This window comes from Sphingobacterium sp. UBA7631, assembly GCF_002483935.1.
In the GTDB taxonomy this organism is placed as follows: domain Bacteria; phylum Bacteroidota; class Bacteroidia; order Sphingobacteriales; family Sphingobacteriaceae; genus Sphingobacterium; species Sphingobacterium multivorum.
The window spans coordinates 292,747-314,086 of the sequence record NZ_DLIX01000002.1 but is presented as its reverse complement, the minus strand read 5'-3'; the positions used below and the strand labels follow the sequence as shown (position 1 = coordinate 314,086).

The 21,340-nt window shown below is 39.5% G+C and carries 22 protein-coding genes; 11 read left to right on the top strand and 11 right to left on the bottom strand.

The genetic code is table 11. The features are described from left to right. The first annotated feature begins 120 nt into the window (after positions 1-120). The 3 genes from B3P16_RS01585 to B3P16_RS01575 are packed head-to-tail and all read left to right on the top strand — an operon-like array spanning position 121 to position 1,883. Positions 121-375, top strand: a complete 255-nt coding sequence (locus B3P16_RS01585) for a c-type cytochrome (RefSeq protein WP_286841010.1) — start codon at positions 121-123, stop codon at positions 373-375. A 10-nt stretch (positions 376-385) separates the two neighbouring features. Further along, entirely contained in the window at positions 386-937 is a 552-nt protein-coding gene (locus B3P16_RS01580) for a YceI family protein (protein WP_286841008.1), read from the top strand. Between the two features lie 16 nt (positions 938-953). Next, positions 954-1,883, top strand: a complete 930-nt coding sequence (locus B3P16_RS01575) for a DUF5777 family beta-barrel protein (protein ID WP_115050753.1) — start codon at positions 954-956, stop codon at positions 1,881-1,883. 152 nt (positions 1,884-2,035) lie between these two features. On the opposite strand, the gene B3P16_RS01570 is transcribed toward B3P16_RS01575, so the two are convergent. Then, positions 2,036-2,221, bottom strand: a complete 186-nt coding sequence (locus B3P16_RS01570) for a CsbD family protein (protein ID WP_046672091.1) — start codon at positions 2,219-2,221, stop codon at positions 2,036-2,038. Positions 2,222-2,348: 127 nt separating this feature from the next. Further along, positions 2,349-2,744, bottom strand: coding sequence for a hypothetical protein (locus tag B3P16_RS01565; protein WP_286841007.1), 396 nt, complete (start codon positions 2,742-2,744; stop codon positions 2,349-2,351). 302 nt (positions 2,745-3,046) lie between these two features. Here B3P16_RS01565 and B3P16_RS01560 point away from each other — a divergent pair, with 302 nt between their 5' ends. From B3P16_RS01560 to B3P16_RS01545, 4 genes are read left to right on the top strand one after another with little or no spacing between them, the layout of a single operon-like run. Further along, on the top strand, positions 3,047-3,577 hold the full coding sequence (locus B3P16_RS01560; protein WP_286752538.1) for a sigma-70 family RNA polymerase sigma factor: 531 nt from the start codon (positions 3,047-3,049) through the stop codon (positions 3,575-3,577). Between the two features lie 42 nt (positions 3,578-3,619). After that, on the top strand, positions 3,620-4,645 hold the full coding sequence (locus B3P16_RS01555; protein WP_286841004.1) for a FecR family protein: 1,026 nt from the start codon (positions 3,620-3,622) through the stop codon (positions 4,643-4,645). A 25-nt stretch (positions 4,646-4,670) separates the two neighbouring features. After that, positions 4,671-8,027, top strand: coding sequence for a SusC/RagA family TonB-linked outer membrane protein (locus B3P16_RS01550; protein WP_286841002.1), 3,357 nt, complete (start codon positions 4,671-4,673; stop codon positions 8,025-8,027). A gap of 10 nt (positions 8,028-8,037) precedes the next feature. Continuing rightward, positions 8,038-9,537, top strand: coding sequence for a SusD/RagB family nutrient-binding outer membrane lipoprotein (locus B3P16_RS01545; protein ID WP_286802200.1), 1,500 nt, complete (start codon positions 8,038-8,040; stop codon positions 9,535-9,537). Between the two features lie 226 nt (positions 9,538-9,763). Here B3P16_RS01545 and B3P16_RS01540 read toward each other — a convergent pair whose 3' ends face one another. Together B3P16_RS01540 and B3P16_RS01535 are read right to left on the bottom strand one after the other, a co-directional pair. Further along, positions 9,764-10,654: a DUF6694 family lipoprotein gene (locus B3P16_RS01540; protein WP_286802199.1), complete on the bottom strand. Its 891-nt coding sequence runs from the start codon at positions 10,652-10,654 to the stop codon at positions 9,764-9,766. Positions 10,655-10,743: 89 nt separating this feature from the next. After that, positions 10,744-11,298 (bottom strand): hypothetical protein, encoded by a 555-nt coding sequence (locus tag B3P16_RS01535; RefSeq protein ID WP_286841001.1) that lies wholly within the window; start codon positions 11,296-11,298, stop codon positions 10,744-10,746. A 301-nt stretch (positions 11,299-11,599) separates the two neighbouring features. On the opposite strand from B3P16_RS01535, the gene B3P16_RS01530 reads away from it, so the two are divergent. Further along, entirely contained in the window at positions 11,600-13,366 is a 1,767-nt protein-coding gene (locus B3P16_RS01530; protein WP_286841000.1) for a hypothetical protein, read from the top strand. A gap of 123 nt (positions 13,367-13,489) precedes the next feature. Here the strand turns inward: B3P16_RS01530 and B3P16_RS01525 are convergent, their stop codons facing one another. Continuing rightward, positions 13,490-14,425: a hypothetical protein gene (locus tag B3P16_RS01525; RefSeq protein ID WP_286840998.1), complete on the bottom strand. Its 936-nt coding sequence runs from the start codon at positions 14,423-14,425 to the stop codon at positions 13,490-13,492. Between the two features lie 250 nt (positions 14,426-14,675). On the opposite strand from B3P16_RS01525, the gene B3P16_RS01520 reads away from it, so the two are divergent. The 3 genes from B3P16_RS01520 to B3P16_RS01510 are packed head-to-tail and all read left to right on the top strand — an operon-like array spanning position 14,676 to position 17,121. Then, positions 14,676-15,272 carry a porin family protein gene (locus tag B3P16_RS01520; protein WP_201665801.1) on the top strand — a complete coding sequence of 199 codons (597 nt, stop codon included), beginning with the start codon at positions 14,676-14,678 and terminating at the stop codon, positions 15,270-15,272. 4 nt (positions 15,273-15,276) lie between these two features. Further along, positions 15,277-16,383, top strand: coding sequence for a sensor histidine kinase (locus B3P16_RS01515; RefSeq protein WP_286840996.1), 1,107 nt, complete (start codon positions 15,277-15,279; stop codon positions 16,381-16,383). 9 nt (positions 16,384-16,392) lie between these two features. Then, positions 16,393-17,121: a LytR/AlgR family response regulator transcription factor gene (locus tag B3P16_RS01510; protein WP_286768442.1), complete on the top strand. Its 729-nt coding sequence runs from the start codon at positions 16,393-16,395 to the stop codon at positions 17,119-17,121. Here B3P16_RS01510 and B3P16_RS01505 read toward each other — a convergent pair whose 3' ends face one another. The 6 genes from B3P16_RS01505 to B3P16_RS01480 all read right to left on the bottom strand — a co-directional run bounded on the left by B3P16_RS01505 (position 17,122) and on the right by B3P16_RS01480 (position 21,130). Then, the gene (locus B3P16_RS01505) at positions 17,122-18,030 is read right to left on the bottom strand and encodes a DUF6268 family outer membrane beta-barrel protein (protein ID WP_286752520.1); all 909 of its coding nucleotides are present in this window, start codon (positions 18,028-18,030) and stop codon (positions 17,122-17,124) included. 138 nt (positions 18,031-18,168) lie between these two features. Next, positions 18,169-18,930: an SDR family NAD(P)-dependent oxidoreductase gene (locus B3P16_RS01500; protein WP_286768440.1), complete on the bottom strand. Its 762-nt coding sequence runs from the start codon at positions 18,928-18,930 to the stop codon at positions 18,169-18,171. Between the two features lie 36 nt (positions 18,931-18,966). Next, positions 18,967-19,536, bottom strand: coding sequence for a TraB/GumN family protein (locus B3P16_RS01495; protein ID WP_286841402.1), 570 nt, complete (start codon positions 19,534-19,536; stop codon positions 18,967-18,969). Continuing rightward, a complete protein-coding gene (locus B3P16_RS01490; RefSeq protein WP_286840994.1) occupies positions 19,533-19,811 on the bottom strand; it encodes a TraB/GumN family protein in 279 nt (92 codons plus the stop codon). The genes B3P16_RS01495 and B3P16_RS01490 overlap by 4 nt, the downstream gene beginning before the upstream one ends. An 80-nt stretch (positions 19,812-19,891) precedes the next feature. Then, the gene (locus B3P16_RS01485) at positions 19,892-20,104 is read right to left on the bottom strand and encodes a hypothetical protein (protein WP_201665811.1); all 213 of its coding nucleotides are present in this window, start codon (positions 20,102-20,104) and stop codon (positions 19,892-19,894) included. A gap of 582 nt (positions 20,105-20,686) precedes the next feature. Beyond that, positions 20,687-21,130 (bottom strand): SRPBCC family protein, encoded by a 444-nt coding sequence (locus tag B3P16_RS01480; protein ID WP_286840992.1) that lies wholly within the window; start codon positions 21,128-21,130, stop codon positions 20,687-20,689. Positions 21,131-21,340: the final 210 nt, after the last annotated feature.

The window sequence follows — 21,340 nt, the reverse complement described above, 5'->3', positions numbered from 1 at the left end:
CTCAGAGCACATCATTACCTAGTCATTTTTTTCTTTACCTTAACAGTTCTCTCCTTCTCCGCCTGTACCAAAAAGCAGGCGCAAGAACTTACGAACAATCCGGATAACGGCACTGAAACTGTGACGGTACTAAATGTGTCTTACACGAATTTTTCTAAAGCATTCTTTGAAACGAAATGTAGTTCGTGCCACGCGACAGGACGTTCGGCAAGTGGACGATGGACGTTCAGTGGTTATATCTCCGTCAAAGACAATATTGCAAAGATTAATAATGCGGTACTGGTGACCAAATCCATGCCACTAGGCAGCTCACTCTCCGCAAAAGAAATAGAACTGCTGGATGCATGGATCAAAAGGAATTCACCTGAAAACTAATGTTAGGCATATGAAAAAAATCAACATGTACATAGCGCTCTTCATGATGCTCATCGCTATGACGACCTTTGCGCAGCAAAAGGCTTCTTTTGTTTCAAAAGAGACCAGCATCACTTTTTTTAGTAATGCACCATTGGAAGACATCGAAGCCAAAAGTACCTTAGGCGCTTCGGCGATGAACCTTCAAACCGGAGATATCATCTTTCGGGTAAAAAATACATCTTTTCAATTTGACAAAAAGCTCATGCAGGAGCATTTCAATGAAAATTACATGGAAAGTGATCAATACCCCCTATCAGAATTTAAAGGCAAAGTCGACAACGCGGACAAATTAACAAAGGATGGCAGCTATACGCTGAACGTAAGAGGCACACTTCTAATCCATGGGGTTACTAAACCTTACAGTACAAAGGCAACATTTACTGTTACAGATGGCACGATAAAAGCGGTAGCAAATTTTCAGGTTAGACTTGCGGATCATAAAATTTCTATTCCTTCCATCGTTGGAAAAAAAATTGCTGAAGTAGTCAAAATCACCGTTGATGCGACCTACAAACCATAATACGAATTCATTACAAATGAGAAAAATACTACTTATACTGCTTTGCTTTCCTTTCGCAAAGTCATTTGCGCAGGAAGATCTCGATAAATTAATCCATATCGATGCACCCAAAAATGAAAAAGTCACGGCGACCTTTAAATCCGGCAATTTGATCAATCTCAAGACCACAGAAACAATTCATCGTAATGAAATGGACTTTAGAGTAGATCACCGCTTTGGCGATATCGCGGGCAGCGCGGGTGGAGGTAAAAATTTCTTTGGCCTCGATAATTCGACCGACATCCGAATAGGTTTTGATTATGGTTTATTCGATAACCTGAACATTGGAATCGCCCGCGCGAAGGGCGCAACGGCTGTTCGGCAGCTATTTGAGGGGAATGTGAAATACCGATTTATCGAACAAACCGTCGACAATAGCATACCTGTTTCCGTAGCTTTTTTTGGAAGCACTACCCTATCCGCGATGGAAGCTAGTACGGATAAGTCTTCAGCAGCAAGCTTTGAGAACTTCAATGACCGATTGAGTTATGTAACGCAGCTCATCATCGCCCGAAAATTCAGTTCAGATCTTTCGCTCGTTGTAGTTCCTTCTTATCTTCACCGAAATTATACGGCTTTTAATGATCAGAATGATGTATTCGCTATCGGTATCGGTGGGCGGGCTAAGGTTAGTAATCGAATTGCGCTAGTCGCAGACTATACATTGCCTTTCCGAAAAGCATCGAACAAGAAGTACCGTGAAGAAGTGGGTGGTCAACGTTACTATAATGCTTTGGGTGTCGGTCTAGAAATGGATACCGGAGGCCATATCTTCCACCTCAATTTTACCAATGCGACCGCAATACAAGAATCTCAGTTTATCAGCGAAACAAATAGCTCATGGGGCAAAGGGCAATTTCGCTGGGGATTTAGCATTGCGCGACGATTCAATTTTAACAAAAAATAAAAGGTATTGCGCTGTTGGGGATTTGTAACGAAAACAATCCGTACAAGGCAATAGGAATTCAACAAGCATAAAAGTTCATTGAGGAAATTGCTATCAAATTAAAAAAGCGGATAACAATGCTGTTATCCGCTTTTTATCACACAATACTAAACCTACAAATCGTTCAACCACTTATTTACCTCATCTTGTGTTTTACCGGTCTTCTTTTGAAGCTTACCTACCAATTCGTCTTCTTTGCCCTCAGCATACAATAGATCATCGTCGGTAAGGTCTGCATATTGTTGTTTTACCTTGCCTTTGATTTCGTTCCAACGGCCTTTCCATGTTAATTCGCTCATAATTACTTTGTTTTATTGTTTGTTAATAGAACAGTATCGCTCCGTAAATCGTTTAGAAAATAATGTTATAAAATGTTAAACTCACAACATTCACCTGGCAAACAGGCGCTTTCTATTTTTCGCAAGACTATTTCCGATTACAATTGGCCGTCCATGCCTTGCCGTCTTTTGTATAACCAATTGTCAATTTACCGGCATCAATACGGATAAATCCCGTACCTGCTGAGCCGATATTAACTAAGACGTTATCCTTTTTTTCAAAATCTACTCCATTGAGATTAGGAATGCCATTTCCAAAAGCAAAATTATAGGTATCGCCAACTTTTGTTACAGTAACCGTTCCTTCTCCCGAGGCAACATCGTTATCATTGTTGTTCATGTCATCAAAGCCAATAGTGCCTTCATATTTTCCAACAAAAAGATCGTTATCAGCCGGATCATCATCTTTGCTACATGATGTAAAGCCTACTAATACTGTTAAAATAAGCATACTTAGTCCCAGTGTTTGAATTAATTTTTTCATACGTCGATGTGTTAATGTGAATAATTTATGTATTACAGCAGGGTAAAATTCAAACTTTGTGCCAGTCCAAATACAAGATTCGAAACATACGTATCAAAACGCCCAAGAAGAGGTATAAATACAGTCTAAGGGTATTAATACAATCCGACCAAGACGAAACGCCCAATTGAGAGTCTATAACCGTACATCGAAGATCATTCAGAAAACAAATCTCATCCACTAAGAAAAGAGGCAAAATATTTTTTAAAAAACTTGGAGCGAAAGCGCATTATCGCTAAATTCATTTATTCCAAGCCTACACTATGGAAATCAATTATGCGTCTATTGTCCGAAGATTTGAGGAATACTTTGACCTATGGAGTTCCAAAGTATACCAATATGCGCTCAACAAAACCAAATCTTCTTATCTAGCCGAAGAAACTGTGCAGCGTGTATTTATCAAACTCTGGAAAAATATGCGTGACAAAAATATTGATTCCAGCATAGAATCCCAGATATTCTGTATCACCCGAACAGTAGTGATTGATTTGGTCAAAGCAGAGTATAATCGAAAGAAACTTTTGGATCACGATCAGACAGTTGTCTTGCGGCATAGTCCTCATGATGATTTTTATGCCAAACAACTTTCATCCACACTCCATGAAATTGTCGATAAATTACCAAAGAAACGCAGGGAGATCTTTATGCTAAGCCGGTTTTCCAATCTTTCGCATCAAGAAATTGCTAAAAAGCTAGCCATATCGACGAAAACCGTAGAAAACCAACTAACGCTAGCACTAAAAACCATTCGCAAGGCTTTATTGTTCAGTATACTGGTGCAAATTATTTTTTAATTTCATTGGGGGCTACCTCATTTTCGATCGTAATCTTATTAGATGAAGATTACAAAAGAATTGATCGACAATTACCTAAGCGGTAAAGCCAATGCGGAAGAAATTGCGGCCATAGAAAACGCGCTAGCTAATAACGAGTTTTATTGGGAGGATCTTATGCCAGAGGCGGAATGGCAAGAATATGAGGTGGATTCGGACTTTAAAAACCAAAAAGAAATAAAAGCGCATATTTTCAAACAAATAGGGCAAAAAAACAAGAATCAATTTAACTGGTTAAAATATGCTGCCATTATTATCTTCATTGGAATCGGAGCTTGGCTGGGGTTAACCCAAATCGATTCTCCTAAACATACCACCGCATACCGTAGCGCGAAGAAAGTCCAGCCCACATCGCAGGAGCAACCAAGTAATTTATATTATATCAATTCAGGTAATACCATTCAACAAATTGCAGTTCCAGACGGATCTACGATCGAACTATACCCCAATTCTGAAGTAAAATTCTGTTCAGATTTCACACGGATTAGCTCGCGAGAAATTCTATTAAAAGGCAAAGCCAAATTTACTGTGGCAAAGGATAAGACCAAGCCCTTCCGAGTTCATTCGGCAGGTTTGACAACAACGGCACTTGGCACCGTTTTCAGCGTCGACGAAGAGGGTGCCGCGATTACGAAGATAAAACTATATGAAGGTCGTATTGAAGTCAAAAGCGATACAGGTTACCGAAATGAACAATCCTTAAATCTGCAGTTTCTACCCAATGAGGAAATCAGCATTGACCGGAAACAGCAACAGATTATTGCTGAGACCCGAATCAATGCTTCTCAATCCAGTAAACGGGGATCTTATCTAAAAACATCGGAACAATTGATCTTTAAAAACCTCCCCTTACAAGATGTGCTTCATATCATCAGCCATAATTATGCAGTGCGGCTGAGTTTTGATCCCAAAGATATTCAATATAAATATTATAGTGGAACGTATAAAAATACAGCATCAGCCTACATCAGCGTGTTGACTGATATCCAAGCACTTCATAGCATAACCATCCATGTACAAACCGAATAAAATTCACTTAATTAACCCACAAATTATGCACAATTATTTACCTTCCAAGCATAGTATCCTGACTATGCTATTGTTGAGATCCAACATTCGAGCCGACGTAAACTGGGCACTGCGTCTTGGACTCATGGGGCTTTTGTCAACAAGCTATCTTCTTGCTAATGCCCAACAAAATGCGACCATTAACGGAGTAATCAAAGATGAAGCTGGGAAGCCCATTCCTTCGGCGACGGTTACCATACGTAATGCGACGAGCGGAATGAAAAAAACAACAACCAGCAGGCCTGATGGGACTTTTTCGCTCGACCAGATTCCCGCTGGACAGGGCTACCAGATCAGCGTATCGTCTATCGGTTTTAAAAGCAGAGAACTTTTGGATTACACCATTACAGAAAGAGACAAGCTAGCGATCAATATCAGTTTGGAATCGAGTGCGCAAAACCTACAGGAGGTTGTCGTTACAGCGCTTGGTATCAAACGCGAAAAAAAAGCGCTCGGTTATACGGTCGCTGAACTCAAAGGCGACGAGCTGACGCAGGGCAAGGAAACCAATGTGGCGAATGCTCTATCGGGTAAAGTTGCCGGCGTGCAGGTGAGCCGCGCGGCATCCGGTGCCGGAGGTTCATCCAAGGTCGTGATACGTGGTAACAACTCACTTATCGGTAATAGCCAGCCGCTCTATGTTGTTGATGGAGTACCGATTGATAATCAAAACATTTCATCTCCAAACCAATCTGGGGGAACCGATTATGGTGACGGAATCGGAAACATCAATCCCGAAGACATCGAAACCATGTCGGTATTGAAAGGCCCAAACGCTGCAGCCCTCTATGGTCAGCGAGGAAGTAACGGCGTTATCTTGATCACAACTAAATCTGGGAAAGCTGGTAAAACCCGCTTTAGTTATGGTACAGATTTTTCATTGGGCAATGGCTTGGTTTTACCTGATTTTCAGAATGTCTATGGCCAAGGCTTGAATGGTACATTTACACACTTCAGAAAAGATGACGGCACAATTGTCTCCATGAGTGAGGCCCTGAAAAATGGCTACAGTGGTATGCCTAAAATGAGTGCTGGACGTGACCGTACAACACGGGCTAGCTGGGGTGCAAAAATGGAAGGTCAGACTTATGAAGACGCTTATGGCAACATCTTACAGTTAACACCAAAGCCAGATACCTACTCGTCATTTTTTCAAACAGAGAAACAGTTTGTCAACAACCTTAGTATCGATGGCGGAACCGACAAAGTAAACTACCGTTTTTCATTTGCCAATACAGATGTAAAGGGGTATATCCCCACCAATACGTTAAAGAGAAACAATTTCGGTTTACGTACCCAAGCCAAAATAACCGATAAATTTCATATCGACATCAAGGCCAACTATATCGCCCAAAGGGGACAGAACCGGCCTACATTGGCCGATGCTGCAGACAACCCTGCTTACCTATTCATCAGCCAGCCGCGAAGCTTGGGCAACGACATCATGGCCCAGTATAAATGGACCGCACAGGAGATTAGTAGACAGCTCGGATTTTCTGGATTGACGGAAGGATTGGAGAAAACATATGCCACCAATAGTTCTACTGCCAACCCCTTTTGGACCATTCATGAAAACCACAACGAAGACCGGCGGGACCGTATTATAGGCTTGCTCCGTCTAAGTTACGACTTCGCTCCTTGGCTTAAGGTTACAGCGACTGGAGGGACCGACTTCTATACCGATCAACGGTTCCGCTACCGCCCCATTAATACCTACCAGAGTCTAAACCGAAAAGGCGACATCCGAGAAGAGGTCATCAGAGCCCGCGAAGACAATTTTGATGTTTTGGCCAGTTCTAACTTTAAATTGACCGACGATATTAAACTCAGTGCCAACTTAGGGGCCAGCCATCAAAGTAGGTATTTGCGTATGACCGGCAACTCGGGCAATCAATTTATTGTTCCCAATCTCTTTGTAATCAATAACACCACGACAAATAGTTACATATTTGACCTGATCGAGTCCAAGATTAATTCGGCTTATCTATCGGGTCAATTCAGTTACAAAGACTATTGGTTTGTTGATTTCTCCGCCCGTAACGACTGGTCTTCGACTCTTTCAAAGGAAAATAATTCGTTCTTTTATCCTTCTGTAAGCTCCAGTTTGGTCTTATCGGATGCTTTCAAATGGCAGTCTGAAGCCCTGTCTTTTGCTAAAATCAGGGCTTCTTGGGCACAAGCAGGGAGTTCAGGAAACCCTTATCAGCTGACAGGAGCCTATAGTCTCAACCAGTACACCCACGGTGGTGTACCGATGGCTTCGTATACAGAAATTATTCCTGATCCGAATTTGAAAAACGAATTGACCACGTCGATCGAAGCTGGGGCAGATCTGCGATTTCTGAAAAACAGACTTTCGTTCTCTTTTACCTACTATCAGGCCAAGACAAAGAATCAGATTCTGGACGTACCAATCGCCCCTTCCAGTCTCTATGTAAAAAACAGGATCAACGCTGGAGAAATTAGCAACAGAGGTATTGAATTTGTCTTGGGAGCAACACCAATCAAAAGCGAATCGGGTTTTGAATGGAATACCACCTTCAATTACAACCGCAACCGAAATAAAGTAGAATCACTCTATCCCGGTGTAGAAAGCTTTTTACTCGCTACAGACCGCGGGATAAATGTGGTTGCGGAGGTCGGAAAACCATTTGGCCAGCTCATTGGGACACAGTTTGCATGGATCAAAGATGAGCAGGGAAATAGATTGATCGATCCTACGAATGGGCTGCCTTTGCGCACAGCTGGGCGTGTAGAAACTGATCTTGGCAATGCGCAACCCGACTGGCTGGGAGGTTTTGCCAATACCTTTAAATATAAAGGTTTCAATCTATATGCGCTTGTCGACATCCGCCAGGGCGGTGTGATCTTCTCCCAGTCCAACCGTGAGCAGATTATTTATGGTACTTCTAAAAAGACCTTAGAAGGACGTGATGGCAGCTACATTGCCGAGGGGATCGTGGGACAAAAAGATGGATCAGGCAATTGGACAAGCACAGGAACAAAAAATAGTAAACAGGTCGCCGCACAAGATTATTGGAACATGGTTGCGAGTGACAAAGAGGTCATGGTATCCGAAGAAATGATCAATGATATGAGCTATATTGCCATGCGCGAAATCAGTCTTTCGTATTCTTTCCCGAAGAAACTGATGCCGCATAAACTCGTCAGCTCGCTAAAATTTGGCGTGTATGGACGTAACCTCTTTTACTTTCAACGGAAAACGGATGGATTTTCACCAGAAGCTTCTGCTTTCAACGTAAACAATAGCTCCATCGGTATAGAATCAACGTCCCTTCCAATGATGCGCACATTCGGTATTAACCTCACTGTTGGCCTGTAAACCTATTATCATGAAAAAGAAACTATTTAAAAATACATTCATCGTCGGACTTTTTTCTGTGGCTGGACTAGGTTCCTGTACCAAAGATTTCGAACGAATCAACACGCCCCCAACATCTGTCACCACTGTAGATCCTTCCTTACTGATAGCCCGCGTTCTACGTGATGGTACTTTTCAGGAGTCTGGAGAACTACCCAACAACAAGTTCGGCTCTTGGATCCAACATTGGGCGGGGGGGCCGGTAGTACCTGTATCTCGATATTTTGAAGGACCCGAAAATCTTATTTGGTCACAGCATTACACCTTGCTCCGCAATATCGTTCAGATTAAACAAGAATTGAGCGGCAAGGAAGACAATGCAGAAGGCAGGAGTAAACTGGCTATTGCCGAACTTTATGAAGCCTACCTCTATCAACGCCTTACAGACTTGTTTGGGGATATCCCCTACTCCGAGATTACAAAATCCACTAAGGAAATTAACCGTACACCCAAATTTGACAAGCAAGAAGATATCTATCCGGCACTCATTCAAAAAGTCGATGCTGCTATTGCGAGGCTGACCAGCGGAGACCTGTCTTACGGCTCCTCAGATTTCTTTTACAAAGGCAGCATTGACAAATGGAAAAAATTTGGCAATTCGCTCAAATTAAAGCTCGGCATACGCTTGCGGTACGCCAATCCTTCTTTGGCGCAGAAAACGGTTACCGAAGCCATGACCTCCACAGTAGGTCTATTCAGTAGCAACAGTGACAACGCGGCTGTGCCGACTTACAACGATGCTCAAGCTGAAAACCAAAACCCTATCCTGCGTCAAATGACAACAGGAAGTGCCGATCTACGTTATCTTGCCAATACATTAGTCGATAAACTAAAAGAATACAACGACCCTAGGCTTCCACTACTTGCCGAACCAGTCAATGTCAATGGTACGGCAACCTATCAGGGCATTGGGGTCTCGCTGACCGATAATCAACTATCCCAATTGATTCGAGCCAATTATTCAACAGCGAATAAATCAACTTGGTTTAGTCTTAGCTTTGCTCCAATTCCGAGTTATGCTTTTACTTATTCGGATATCTGTTTCTACAAAGCCGAAGCGGCTCTATTAGGCTGGGGAGCTACAAGTGCCAATGCCCAAACATTCTTTACAGAAGGGGTGAAAGCTGCGTTGGCGCTTCCGCCCTACAATATGGCGGCAATTCCAACTTCCTACGAACCTATATTAAGTTTAAACAGTCTGACTGACGAACAGAAGATGGAGAAAATAGCGACACAAAAGTGGATTCACCTATTTGGCAGAGATATGGAAGCATTTGCTGAGTGGCGACGTACGGGATATCCTCGATTAACCCCCGGTCCTAACCCAGGTTCCACCAACGGACAAATACCACGTCGGGCGATTTATTCCAGTGAAGAGGCTGAGCTGAACGCGTCGAATCTCAAGGAAGCTGCGGCACGAATGACAAATGGCGACTCCTTCCTATCGAAAGTTTGGTGGGACAAGAAATAAACGTACACCTGTAATCGGAATTATAAACAAAAGGAGCTTGTTTACGATTATTCCGAGAATTACGAATACATAGAGAGCTGATGTTACTATCGGCTCCCTATTTATTTCGTCTAATCTAAAATTCGTCAGGTTGTCAACGTTGACCGAATAACCTATAAATTAAAGGTGCTATCGGATCCTTTTAAATAATTTTCACAGCACAGAATAGGCGAATGGATGATAAAAACTAGGTCAATTGCAGATCGTCAAGGCTAATATTCTCCTTCTTTAATGCGGTGATTTCATCTTCCAATTTCTTTAAATTTTCATTGATCAGCGTTACACTACTTTTTGGAAGAACCGTCTCCCGATCATTGGATTTGATGGATTGTGTTGTCACAATCAATTCCAAATCGTAGTCTGCCAGGTTGATTCCTTTGACGGGATAGTTAGCGAAGTTCCAAAGTTTAGGATACTCTTTTTTTTGCTGATTAAAAACGATCGTGTTGACCCGGGATTCACCTGGCTGGAGTACACTGTCAGATTCGCCAAAAATAGATTGCTCGTCGCTGATAATAGCTTGTGAAGACCGTTTTTTCAGTACATACGAAAAACCTTGACTTCCTGTTAGCGGCTGTTTGCCTATATACTTCATACTTACAATGATTCTTGGGACAGACTCGCCAAAAAAATCTTCGAGATCCAATTCAATAGGTTCCAATTGAAAGACGGCCAGGTCTTTTTTTACCCGTTCAAATTCAGATTTCTGCTTTTGCAAACTATCTATTTCTTGTTGAAGATGCACTATTTTCCGTTCCTGCTGCTTTTGAAGGATATCATCGGCCAGGTCCAATACAGCACCGTAAGATTTGCCATCGATCAGACCTAACGATATATGGTTTATTGATTCTTCATGATACTTTTCAGGTTCATTCATTTTGAGCCACATCGCTTCGGATAATGCCACTCGCAAGGCCTTTTCCAAGTTCGCTTTTTCTTTATCATTCAGCTTTGCTTCTACTTTTTTACGAGAACTATCAAAGGACGATTGATCCTTTCCACTTAGTTTCTCGCTACAAGAGCTTAAAGACAATGTCAAGAATAGTCCTATAAATACGATTTTTATTACTTGTTTCATTTTAAACATATGTTATTTTCGGATGAATTTTTACTACCTTATTTTCTTTCACCATCTCAGGATGGTTTCGCTTATTTATTGATGAAATTTTACTTTTTCTTGAGTAAAAGATACAATTTATCGTAATCTTCCCAATCACCGAAACCTGCGAAATTTGGTTTTTCGCTCCATGAAACCATAGCTTTACAATCAAAACAGATCTTAGCGATCCCCATGCATTGCTTATTTTTATAGAACACAAGGATATCTCGAAATTCATAAATACAAGAGGTGTCGACATGATCGGTTCTTGTTTTTAAGAAAAATAGTGAGTCGACAGTACTATAGAGAGATTGATCCAGTGAGCCTCTAACATATCCTATATTCTTCAAATGAGATAAAAGGGAAAGATCCAACTTATCATCTTCCAATATTGATAACAAAAGACGCTCTTTCTCAGATTTATTCTTTTTGTCCTCCAATTCACCTATTTTAATTAAATCAATATCCATAAAATAATACTCCAGTGAATCAAAATTAGATGATATCGGGACCGAGGACTCTTTTTCCCGCTGTTCTAGGGTACTTCCACTATTTATGCAACCTTGCAGATAAATAGCACTGAAAAGTAGGTATCTAACGGTAAAACATATTATTCTTTGCATACAAATAATTTACAGGCTTTTGAGTGGTTTAGCTATTTTCAAAATTATCAATTTCATTTTATAATCTAGTCGAAGAGAAAACCACATTTCTTAAGTACCCCATTACACAGCTGAAAGGGAGCTGTTGCGAGCGTTACAGATGCTAAACCTAGTTGAACATGCTGTGGAAAAATTTATGTTCATTAAAAGTTTACACGGCATAAAATGTAGTAGTAAAACAACTACAGCTTTATAAAAATTAACCGCAACAAAACTTAACTACAAGATTTTTGGTTTACTTTTGTGATAGATATATAATATTATGAAACAGAAATTTTACCTGCCACTTTTAGCATTGACCTTGACCGCAATTATTAGCTGTAACAAAAACAATGATAACATTGATGACCCTAAAAATAATCAGTCTGTTGTTATCGACAATAATGCGAGCCAACTGAATGCACGTTTAGATCATCAAAATGCTGGTTTATTGCCGTTATCTAATCTTTTAGCATCCGGTAAGCGAGCAGCCAATGGTTCGACAGTCACTGCCACTCAAAACCCAGACTTCTCATTAGCATTGGTCGCACAAGTCGCTCCTCCGGATTATGAAGGCAATAAGCTTCGGGCAACCCATGTTGCTGTTTCGGGCAACTACGCTTATGTAAGTTACAATACCGAAGGCGATCGCTATCTTGGTGGTGTCGATGTCATCGACATTTCAGATATTAATAACCCACGTCTTATTGTAAATGCTAAATTGCCGAATATCGACATTAGCTCCTTGGAAGTTGATGGCAATAGTCTACTCTTAGCTGGAGCAGCAGATGAAGGTGTATTGGCAAAAATGACCTCCCCTGCAGTTCTTATTGTTTTACCGCTTCAGAATGGCTTACCTACCGATGCTTATCGTTATACAGGTCTGCCAAGCTATGTGGCAACAGATGTTACTTTTAACAACGAAAGCCAGTATGCTGTTTCAGGTAATGCGGGTGCTATTTCTAAAATCAATAAATCTTCGGGCGCTATCGAAAAATCGGTAACTATTGCGGATCTTCTATCTGTAAGAACATACCAGAATCAAGTGTATGTGCTTTCAGGAACACAGGGGATAAAAGTTGTATCCAATAATCTTGATCCGGTTAAAACAATCAATGTGGGTCAAAATCCAAGTTCAGCAAAACGTACTATCGATTTTTACAGCAGTTATCTTTTAGCTTCTGAAGGCGCTCAGGGCTTGGGTATTTATAATATAAATACAGGAGCTCTGGATAAACGCATTAGTATTCCAGTAAGTCCTGATGACAGCAACATGGATCCGGAAGATATTGTGACCAATGCTGTTTCCGCAAACGACAAACGTGTATTTGTTGCCAACGGTGGTGCTGGTATCGCAGCCTATCAATTTGATACACAAAACAACTTTAACTATATCGGTAGTGCAAGCTTCAATGCCATTGACAACAGTTCAAGTAATTTTGTGATCAGTAGAGATAACTATGTTTTTGTGGCAACGGGAAAAGGTGGCTTAAAAATTCTTAAACTCATCGATCTGAAACCAACAACTCCAAGCTGTAATGGTACTTATCCAGCTTTCACAGGTAATACACAAGCAGACCTGAATGTCAATAATGAAGCGAGCTACTCGGATACAAAAACATTTGCTTCAAACGTTAATATCAACCGGAATTTTAACTGGTGTGGCACACTCAATATCAATGGAAATTCCGTTAACATCAACAGCGGTGTATTCAACATGTATGGTTCAATCGCTTTGAAGCAAAACATTAACGTCAATTCAACAATGAATTTGGTAGGCTCGGGTGTTATTGGTGGAACTTTTACCGTAAACGGAAGCGGTATCTTGAGTGTAACTGGCTCACTTTCTAAAGGAACTGTAGGATCAAAATCCACTTCATTTATCAATGGTAAGATGGTTATTGACGGTGAAGTTGTCGTATACGGTAACTTGACTATTAATGGTAGCGGAAAGGTAGAATTTGCCAACAGTAAGTCTAAATTAATTGTTTATGGAAGTCTTACAAATTGGGGAAGCGTTACTAACGGAACAATTACACAAGTCAAATAAGACTTTGTATAGCTATTAAGCAGATCATAAAAAAGCCACATCATCTGATGTGGCTTTTTTATTTACTGAGAATTACAAAAAGGTCATTATATTGTTGTTATGCTTAAAACCTCATAAATAATCTTATTGCAAAATAGTCAGTGGGGTCAGCGGAACCTTTTGCTTCCAGGTACCCTTCACTTGGAATTCGTGCCCGGATGTTTTATTCTTGATGGTGAAGATATAATTGCAAGTTCTTTCGAGGTATTTAAATTCACCTCTCACGGTCATCTGGGCATTGGCTTTGAGCAGCAATTCTTGTTTATCTCCAGATTTAATATAATTTTCAAAAGTTTTGCCTTTGCTGTAAGGAACTTTACCTTGCCAGCGAACTCCACCATTTACCATTAATTCATCCATGAAAATCGTAGAATCTGTTTTATTGAGCCAGTCAAAAGCACCGTAGCTGTCACTTATGAATTCGGAACTATATTTTACGTCCTTAAAAATGGCAGTGATATCGACTTTTCGCTCTCGATTTGAGCTATTTACCAGATTCATCGCAGTACACCCTTCGGTACTGACATAGATCTTCCGGTTTTCTTTTACTTCTTTGATTTCTTTTTTGACCAACTCATATCCATCAGCCCTAGTTTGAATAAAATTCACTTCATCCATTTTATCCGCTGACAATATGCCAATGGCAAAACTCCTGGGCTGATCACTAAAATTTTCCAATAAGGTCAATTTAAGCTCGTTATTAATTGTTTTTTCCAACTGTAGCCATCCACCGTCAACTCCAATCGAGCCCGTAAGCTCCAATTTGAGCTTTTTTCCAGTGGAATCTTTCAATATTTCTCCTGTAAGGACATCTTTGACATAGGACACATACCATAAATCCGCTTTGATCGGAATCACATTTTCCTTGATTCCGGTTTGTAAGTTGACAGCTTTAAAACCGGGATCTATTAGACCTCCTTGTGAATTAAGTCCTTCTTTAGAACAGGATGTTAGTATAAGCAGACAAAACGGCCATACCAGATAGGAAAAGGAAAACGTTCGCTTCAACGGATTTTTCATGAAATCGATTATTTGTACAACACAATTGACCAAACAAAATCTATCTTGTAAGTTAAAAAAAATAATAGACCTTTTCCCATCAATCCTAGAAAAAAGACGCTTAAGCCAGAAATCTTGACAAACAAATAGAAATCTTGACAGACTAATCATCCCTATAATAACCTTCGTCACTCCAAAAATGCCGTTCGTCAAACTCTTTTTGCCGAGGAATTGATCCTTTGTTCTTTTGGACAAATTAAAACAATATAAAATGAATAAAAACGCAATTTTATCATGCATCGTATTATTTGCCATGATGTTTAGCAAAAAACTGTTTGCTCAGGAGCAACCTTTCATTCAATTGGGTATTAAAGGGGGAAGTAGTCTCAACAAACTCAATACCGAATTAGCAGACTTAGATGACAAATATGCCATAGGATTACACGTAGGGGGTATGGCAAGAGTTAATCTTGGAAGAGCTTATATCCAGGGTGAAGCTCTTTTCAATAAACGCAAAGCAGCCCTTAAACCGCAAGGGCAAACCGAAAGCAAACTCAAATGGAATGCGATTGATATCCCCGTCGTTGCAGGCTACAAAATCTACCAAAATCAGGACATCAATTTCCGAGTATTAGCTGGTGCAATTTACAGCTATACGCTAAACGACAATTTGCCGCCTCTCAAAGCAATACAACAGGGAATCAAACATTTTGACAAATCGAACTTACAAGTTACCGGCGGTTTGGGAGTCGATATTCAGCGATTTACACTTGATGTTCGCTATGAACGCGGTTTTTCTGACCTTAACAAATCTTTTAAATCCAAACCACAGGCATTTTCTATTGGATTGGGTTACTTTATCTTCTAAAACAATGAATAAGTTTTACCTTTGGAGCTACCTAGGAATCAGGCTCCAAGGGTATTTTTTTTTAAATCGTGATATGTTCAAAAAAGACTATTTAAATAAACATCTTTTCCTTAGCCTCTTTTGGCTTGTACTTGGATTTGCAGTATGGATTCAAATAAAAGATGAATTCAATGCGTTACAGGCCCTATTCCATACATCACTAATTATGGTTTCGTCCATTGTTGTATCACAATGGCTGAGTGACCGGGTTTTGCCTGAAGCGATCAAGACTCGACAAATGAAACCTTTTGTGCTGAAAGCGATCGCTTTTGTGATCATTTTAGCTATTTTAATTGGTGGCATAGATTACTACTTCATTCTCACCAAAGAAGGAATATCTAACCATGAACGGACAGATCTAATACTCACTCATTTCTATCAAGGTATTCCATCTTCCCTACTGATCAATGGTACGGCCTGCGGGATTAGATTTTATCAGGAACATGCTGATATTCAACGCATCCACAGTCAATTGCAGCAGAATTTCCTTGAAAGTCAGGTGAAATTTTTACAGGATCAGGTCAATCCTCATTTTATGTTTAATGTCTTGAACCATATTCATATCCTCATGAAAAAGAATGTGGAAATGGCCGATTATTTGCTTCTGAAATTTTCGGACATTCTGAGGTACCAGCTCTATGAGTGCAACCAACCCCTCGTACTTTTAACACGCGAACTGCAATATTTACAGGATTTTATAGCCATAGAAAAAATGCGATGGGGCGACGAACTGGATGTAAGCTGTTCATGGAATCAATCTTCAAAGGATTTATATATTGCACCATTGATGCTCATCTGTTTTGTCGAAAACGCATTTAAACACGTAAACCGTCTTCCAAATCAAAAAGGAGGCATAGCGTTATCCTGTGTTGAGGAAGAAGGAAAACTTCAATTCAACATCAGTAATAGTTATCAGGACTATCCGCAATTAGCTTCGACTGGGCACTCGGGCATAGGGCTGGAAAATGTAAAAAAAAGACTGGAACTGCAATATGAAAACAACTATTCGTTAACAATCCATAAACTTGACAACAGTTTTACTATACAACTAACCATCGATCTTAACAGCTAACTATTGACAATGGAAGAAATTAAAATGAAATGTATCATCGTAGACGATGAACCTATGCTGCGCCAACATATTGCCGAAATGACCGAGCAGATCGATTTTTTGGATTTAGTGGAAACATTTCCTTCAGCACTAGCTGCAACTTCGAGGTTACAGCAGGGCGATATAGATCTTATTTTTTTAGATATTAATATGCCCTATCTCAATGGTATAGACTTTTTAGACTCCCTTGAAAACCCGCCTTTATGTATCTTCATCACAGCTTATTCAGAATATGCTTTGGAAGGATTCAGACTTCAAGCTGTTGATTACCTCCTCAAACCTATAATTTTCCAGCGTTTCTATCAGGCCAGCACCAAAGCTTATCAGCTTTTTCTACAGCGGAACAAACCCTTACAGGAAAGTAGTCCGAATGACAATATGTTATTTGTAAGACAGGGGGATGCTTTTGTTAAAATCTCCTGGACAGATATTCTGTACGCGGAAAGTATGCAAAATTATACAAAACTTCACTTTAAAGAGCGTACAATTACAATCCATCAAACCATGTTAGCTTTGGAAGAGGCATTACCCGGCAACCATTTTTTTCGTATTCACAAATCCTACCTAGTCAATGTAAACCACATTGACATCATTACTGGAGGGAGAGTATATATACAGGACCAAGAATTGCCAATCTCGCGCACAAAAAGGGAGGAGCTTCTCCAAAATATTGTTTTTAAGAAGCTCCTTAGCCGATGATTAAGGCATATTCCATTTAAATGCTACGGAAGTATAGAAAGTCGGTGAAAATCGGGGATCTTCCTGCGTTTTATTCTTGAATAAACTCTTTAAGGATCGATCATTTTCTACATACAATCTGGCAAGTGTGCTTCCGCCGGTCAGCTGGAGCTTCAGGCTCTTGCCCAAATTGAACTGAGGCTGAAGCCCAGCTGTCAATAACATAAAACCGGCCAAAGTAGATTTCCCATTCTTTTCTCGCTCTGCAGTCATACCATCTAGATTAACGACAGCACGAAGATCAACCAATTCATTGAGGTGATAGGATGCGGATAGACCTTGCGGGAAATTCACATTGAACTTCACTTTTCCATTTGTTTTCCAATCAAAATACAAACCTGGCAGGATCATTGGCACGCCAAAACTATTGCTCAATACAGGTCCAAATCCAAACGCTAAATTCGGTCTAAATTTTTTAATAAAAAGCACACCTCCCTGCCCCAGTATATCCTTACCATTTACTTTAACGAGGTCTGAATAAATCCCAACGGAGGCGAAAGTCAATAGAGACCAATTTTTCCTTAATGAGGTCAGGTATTGAAGTCCCATTTCCGCATTGAGCATTTCAGTCGGGAATAAGGGTTCTTCATACCCTCTATTTTCCATCTTTGCATAAGCTGCCCCTATCTTCCAGGACCAGCGTTTTATATTGCCAGAAGAGTCTATTTTGGTGGATAGTGGAACTTCCAGGTTAAACTGTATTCTCCTAAAATCGCTCTTTGAACCTGTCTTAACACTATCTTCAGGGCGAATATAATTTGATAGTGGGACATAATCTACAGCAACCTGTCCCGATACTGCATTTTGAGCATGTGCAGTCAGCGTAGTAAAACCGCTGAGTATAACTGCACATAATACTTGTTTCCTCATGTTTTTTCAACAAAGGAAGCTTTTGGACGGCTCAAGCACCAATCTTTTTGATATAGTGCATGTATACGTTGACCAAATGCAAATTTATCGCGATGTCAAAAAATTTATAACGGCAAGAAGTGCGGATCAAAAGCAATGTTATAGATTAAAATCACACATTGCCGGCATATTAATTTCCTTTACACAGCTTGCCGCCGAAGTAGAGATAATAAATCGTAATGCTTGGATTACATCTTGCAGGGGAATAAGATTACCTTGTGTTTGTACAATAACGTTTTCTATTGTTTCATTATGATCAAATTCTGTCGCTAAATAGCCCAAATTTAATATGGAAACACCTATTTTATCTTTTCTAAGGTTTTCTCGTAAGGAATGGACAACACCACGTAATGCAAACTTTGTCGCAGAGAATGCAACTTCTTTTCCACTGTGGTTATCTAAACCCCAAGTAGAACCAATCAATATAATCTTAGCGTTGGACGATTGTCTTAAATTATCTATTACCGACTGTACATTTAAAATGCAAGACGTAATATTCGTATTGATTAAGTTTATTATTTCGGAGGCGCTGTTATCTGCAAAATTATACGCTTCCGTAAATGCGTCTTTTTCCCATATCCCAACATTATAGATAAAATAATCAATCCGTTGATTTCCTATTACCGCCTTTATCGTCTCCGAAGATTCTTTCGGTTGGGATAGATCGGTAGCAATCCATCGGATGTCTGAATTGGCACTTAAATAATTTGGTTCATTCCTGGAAATACCAAATATTAGATCATTCTCATTTGGCAAATTCAACGCTATAACTCTGCCTAATCCCCTACTTATACCAAAAATCAAATATGTCTTGCCACCTGTTTTCAATATCTCTACTGTTTCGTTGTGCTCGGATGCCATTTTTTTCTTAGTTTTAAATATCCACTAAGATAAGATTTATTTTACGGCCTCTACTTTGAATCCTTTTTCTCGGAGTAAGGTAATCAGCCCCTGATCACCGGTCAAATGCCCTGCGCCAACGGCAATAAAACAGGATTCTTCATTGATCATAGGGGGTATCAGGTTACTCCAATTCAAATTTCTCCCAATTAACAATTTTTCTTTTTGTTCTTTCGTCATCCAGGCTGGATCTTGGAGCAATTTTGTCAACTCTTCCAAATTCTCTGATTTATAAGCTTGAACCATCTTGACTGTCAATGCAGGGTATTCGTCCAACTGAAAAACAGATTCCATGAACAATTTGGGTGTAATAAGATCCTTCAGCAAATTAAATTGAAAATCAGGTGTCTCCAACTCTCCTATTACCTTTCCTTGGCTGGTCGCAAGTGCTGACAGCTCGACCTCATAAGACTTCATCTTTGTCGGATCCGGGCAATTAAATCCTTTCATCGAGAACAAGGATATAACAGCAACAGGTGATACATAATCCAACAATTTGATTGAAAGCTGCTGTGCGATCAACACGCTGTCCATCTTTTTGATATCGTCTTCAGAAAATGACTTTATAAAACTTCCGAAACAGTAAATGCCTGTAGAGATTTTGCATTTTCTGGTTTGGAAAGATCAACTTCAAAAACTACCTTTTTACTAGCATTTAGTGCATCTAAATTCTTCTGTTTGATGACAAAGTCGTCTGGACACAACATATGGATCGTACCGAACAAATAAGAATCTTGTTTTAGACCATTACCGGAAATTTTCCATAACATCGAACTTTCTTGGGCAAAGCTATTAATGGTCATACAAATCAGCAGCGCCAATAGAAGTAATGTCTTTTTCATAAGATCGTATAAATTGATTTTTTATATAAAAAAATATAATTTTTGGCTTTTCACCAAAATATTATCTACTGTTTATGGTATTAAATGCTAGTCCTCAAAAATTCTCGCTGCTGTTTTTCGCTTTTAATATCTTCAATATTTTTTTCAATCAACCAGGCTCTAAAATGCTCCGGATCTTGTGGTGTAAAATGGATTACTTCACCACATTTTAAAAGTAGGGAAAAGATTCCGCTAGCAGCAGCGAATTTTATGATTTCGTTAGAATGGTATCCAAGTTGGGAAAAATACTCCATTGTTCTTATTCAATTCTAGAAATAAATGCTTTCCACACTAATGTAGATCCGTATGGCCATTGATATTTCAGAAAGCATATTAATTTTTATTTCTTCACAGTTTTATAATTCATTCAAATATCGTAAATTATTTCAATTATTTCATCAAACAGATTATTAATTTAATTGTTATTTTCATAAATTAATCAAACAATTAACAAAGCTTCTACCAGAAATTATAGCTATCCTAGTTCCATTGAATTCAGATCCAATCAATTTTTCCACAGCGGAGAGGTTTTATTTCGACCGCATTAATCTACATAACATCAGGAGTAAATCTGAAGATGAGCTGGGATCCAATGGATATATGATAGACAGCTTAGAATCAAGCCTATGGTACTTTTTGGGGGAAAGAAAAATTATAGAGGCACTGTTTTAGGGATTATTAATCTCGGAGGAGAGACAGATACTGGAGCCCCCCAAGGGCAGGCTCACAGTTATATATTATTATGATAAAAAATCCATTCCGGAAGCTTGGTTGTCACATCCAACCCACTATGAAGATAGTAATACCTTAACAGAAGCTATATTTGCTAGCAAGGATCAATTCGAAAAAGGCTGTCCTTTACCTGTTTCAATATATGCTTCTAAACTTTTCACAAATTGTCGCCATCCATCTGTACAAATATCATAGCATTCGATTTCAGGGGATAAGCCAATATGTTCAAGTTGCAACACAATCCCGTTTTCTTTTTCTGTGATGTCCCAAACGATCGTTGTGCCAATCCATTCTTTTTGATTATTCAATTCGGGAAGGGCTATCAATGAATCTTCGACATGCCAAACAACTTTTGCATTTTCATGTAAGTCTTCCACTTGCATTACTTTGTAAATAAGATCTCCAAAGCGAATTGTAAATCTATCGTCCTTCTTATTGGAAGAGCCCTCAAACATGATTGTCCACCAAAATGGTATTTCATCGGTTAGTGCTTTAAAGACCCGATCCTTTGTTACACCCAACTGGATAGTTTGACTATAATTTTCCATTGCCAATTTTTATTTTTTGAATATTAAATACGGCCTCGATTTTCCGTTATTATTAACGAATTTATAGATAGATTTTCCAATCGACCTTAGCATAAGACAAGTTTTTCTTTAGTTTTAGGGTAGTACATGACGCTTTTATAAAATTTATTGCGGATAATAGCTATATTACTTTTATACTCCAAACAACGCGTTACTAATCAAATATAAAAC

Coding starts and splice junctions, on each gene's coding strand:
- B3P16_RS01535 (WP_286841001.1), bottom strand. CDS start 11,298: ATGCAAAGAATAATATGTTTTACCGTTAGATACCTACTTTTCAGTGCT.
- B3P16_RS01520 (WP_201665801.1), top strand. CDS start 14,676: ATGAATAAAAACGCAATTTTATCATGCATCGTATTATTTGCCATGATG.
- B3P16_RS01500 (WP_286768440.1), bottom strand. CDS start 18,930: ATGGCATCCGAGCACAACGAAACAGTAGAGATATTGAAAACAGGTGGC.
- B3P16_RS01480 (WP_286840992.1), bottom strand. CDS start 21,130: ATGGAAAATTATAGTCAAACTATCCAGTTGGGTGTAACAAAGGATCGG.
- B3P16_RS01490 (WP_286840994.1), bottom strand. CDS start 19,811: ATGAAAAAGACATTACTTCTATTGGCGCTGCTGATTTGTATGACCATT.
- B3P16_RS01555 (WP_286841004.1), top strand. CDS start 3,620: ATGAAGATTACAAAAGAATTGATCGACAATTACCTAAGCGGTAAAGCC.
- B3P16_RS01525 (WP_286840998.1), bottom strand. CDS start 14,425: ATGAAAAATCCGTTGAAGCGAACGTTTTCCTTTTCCTATCTGGTATGG.
- B3P16_RS01510 (WP_286768442.1), top strand. CDS start 16,393: ATGGAAGAAATTAAAATGAAATGTATCATCGTAGACGATGAACCTATG.
- B3P16_RS01505 (WP_286752520.1), bottom strand. CDS start 18,030: ATGAGGAAACAAGTATTATGTGCAGTTATACTCAGCGGTTTTACTACG.
- B3P16_RS01515 (WP_286840996.1), top strand. CDS start 15,277: ATGAATAAGTTTTACCTTTGGAGCTACCTAGGAATCAGGCTCCAAGGG.
- B3P16_RS01485 (WP_201665811.1), bottom strand. CDS start 20,104: ATGGAGTATTTTTCCCAACTTGGATACCATTCTAACGAAATCATAAAA.
- B3P16_RS01570 (WP_046672091.1), bottom strand. CDS start 2,221: ATGAGCGAATTAACATGGAAAGGCCGTTGGAACGAAATCAAAGGCAAG.
- B3P16_RS01545 (WP_286802200.1), top strand. CDS start 8,038: ATGAAAAAGAAACTATTTAAAAATACATTCATCGTCGGACTTTTTTCT.
- B3P16_RS01580 (WP_286841008.1), top strand. CDS start 386: ATGAAAAAAATCAACATGTACATAGCGCTCTTCATGATGCTCATCGCT.
- B3P16_RS01575 (WP_115050753.1), top strand. CDS start 954: ATGAGAAAAATACTACTTATACTGCTTTGCTTTCCTTTCGCAAAGTCA.
- B3P16_RS01530 (WP_286841000.1), top strand. CDS start 11,600: ATGAAACAGAAATTTTACCTGCCACTTTTAGCATTGACCTTGACCGCA.
- B3P16_RS01560 (WP_286752538.1), top strand. CDS start 3,047: ATGGAAATCAATTATGCGTCTATTGTCCGAAGATTTGAGGAATACTTT.
- B3P16_RS01565 (WP_286841007.1), bottom strand. CDS start 2,744: ATGAAAAAATTAATTCAAACACTGGGACTAAGTATGCTTATTTTAACA.
- B3P16_RS01540 (WP_286802199.1), bottom strand. CDS start 10,654: ATGAAACAAGTAATAAAAATCGTATTTATAGGACTATTCTTGACATTG.
- B3P16_RS01550 (WP_286841002.1), top strand. CDS start 4,671: ATGCACAATTATTTACCTTCCAAGCATAGTATCCTGACTATGCTATTG.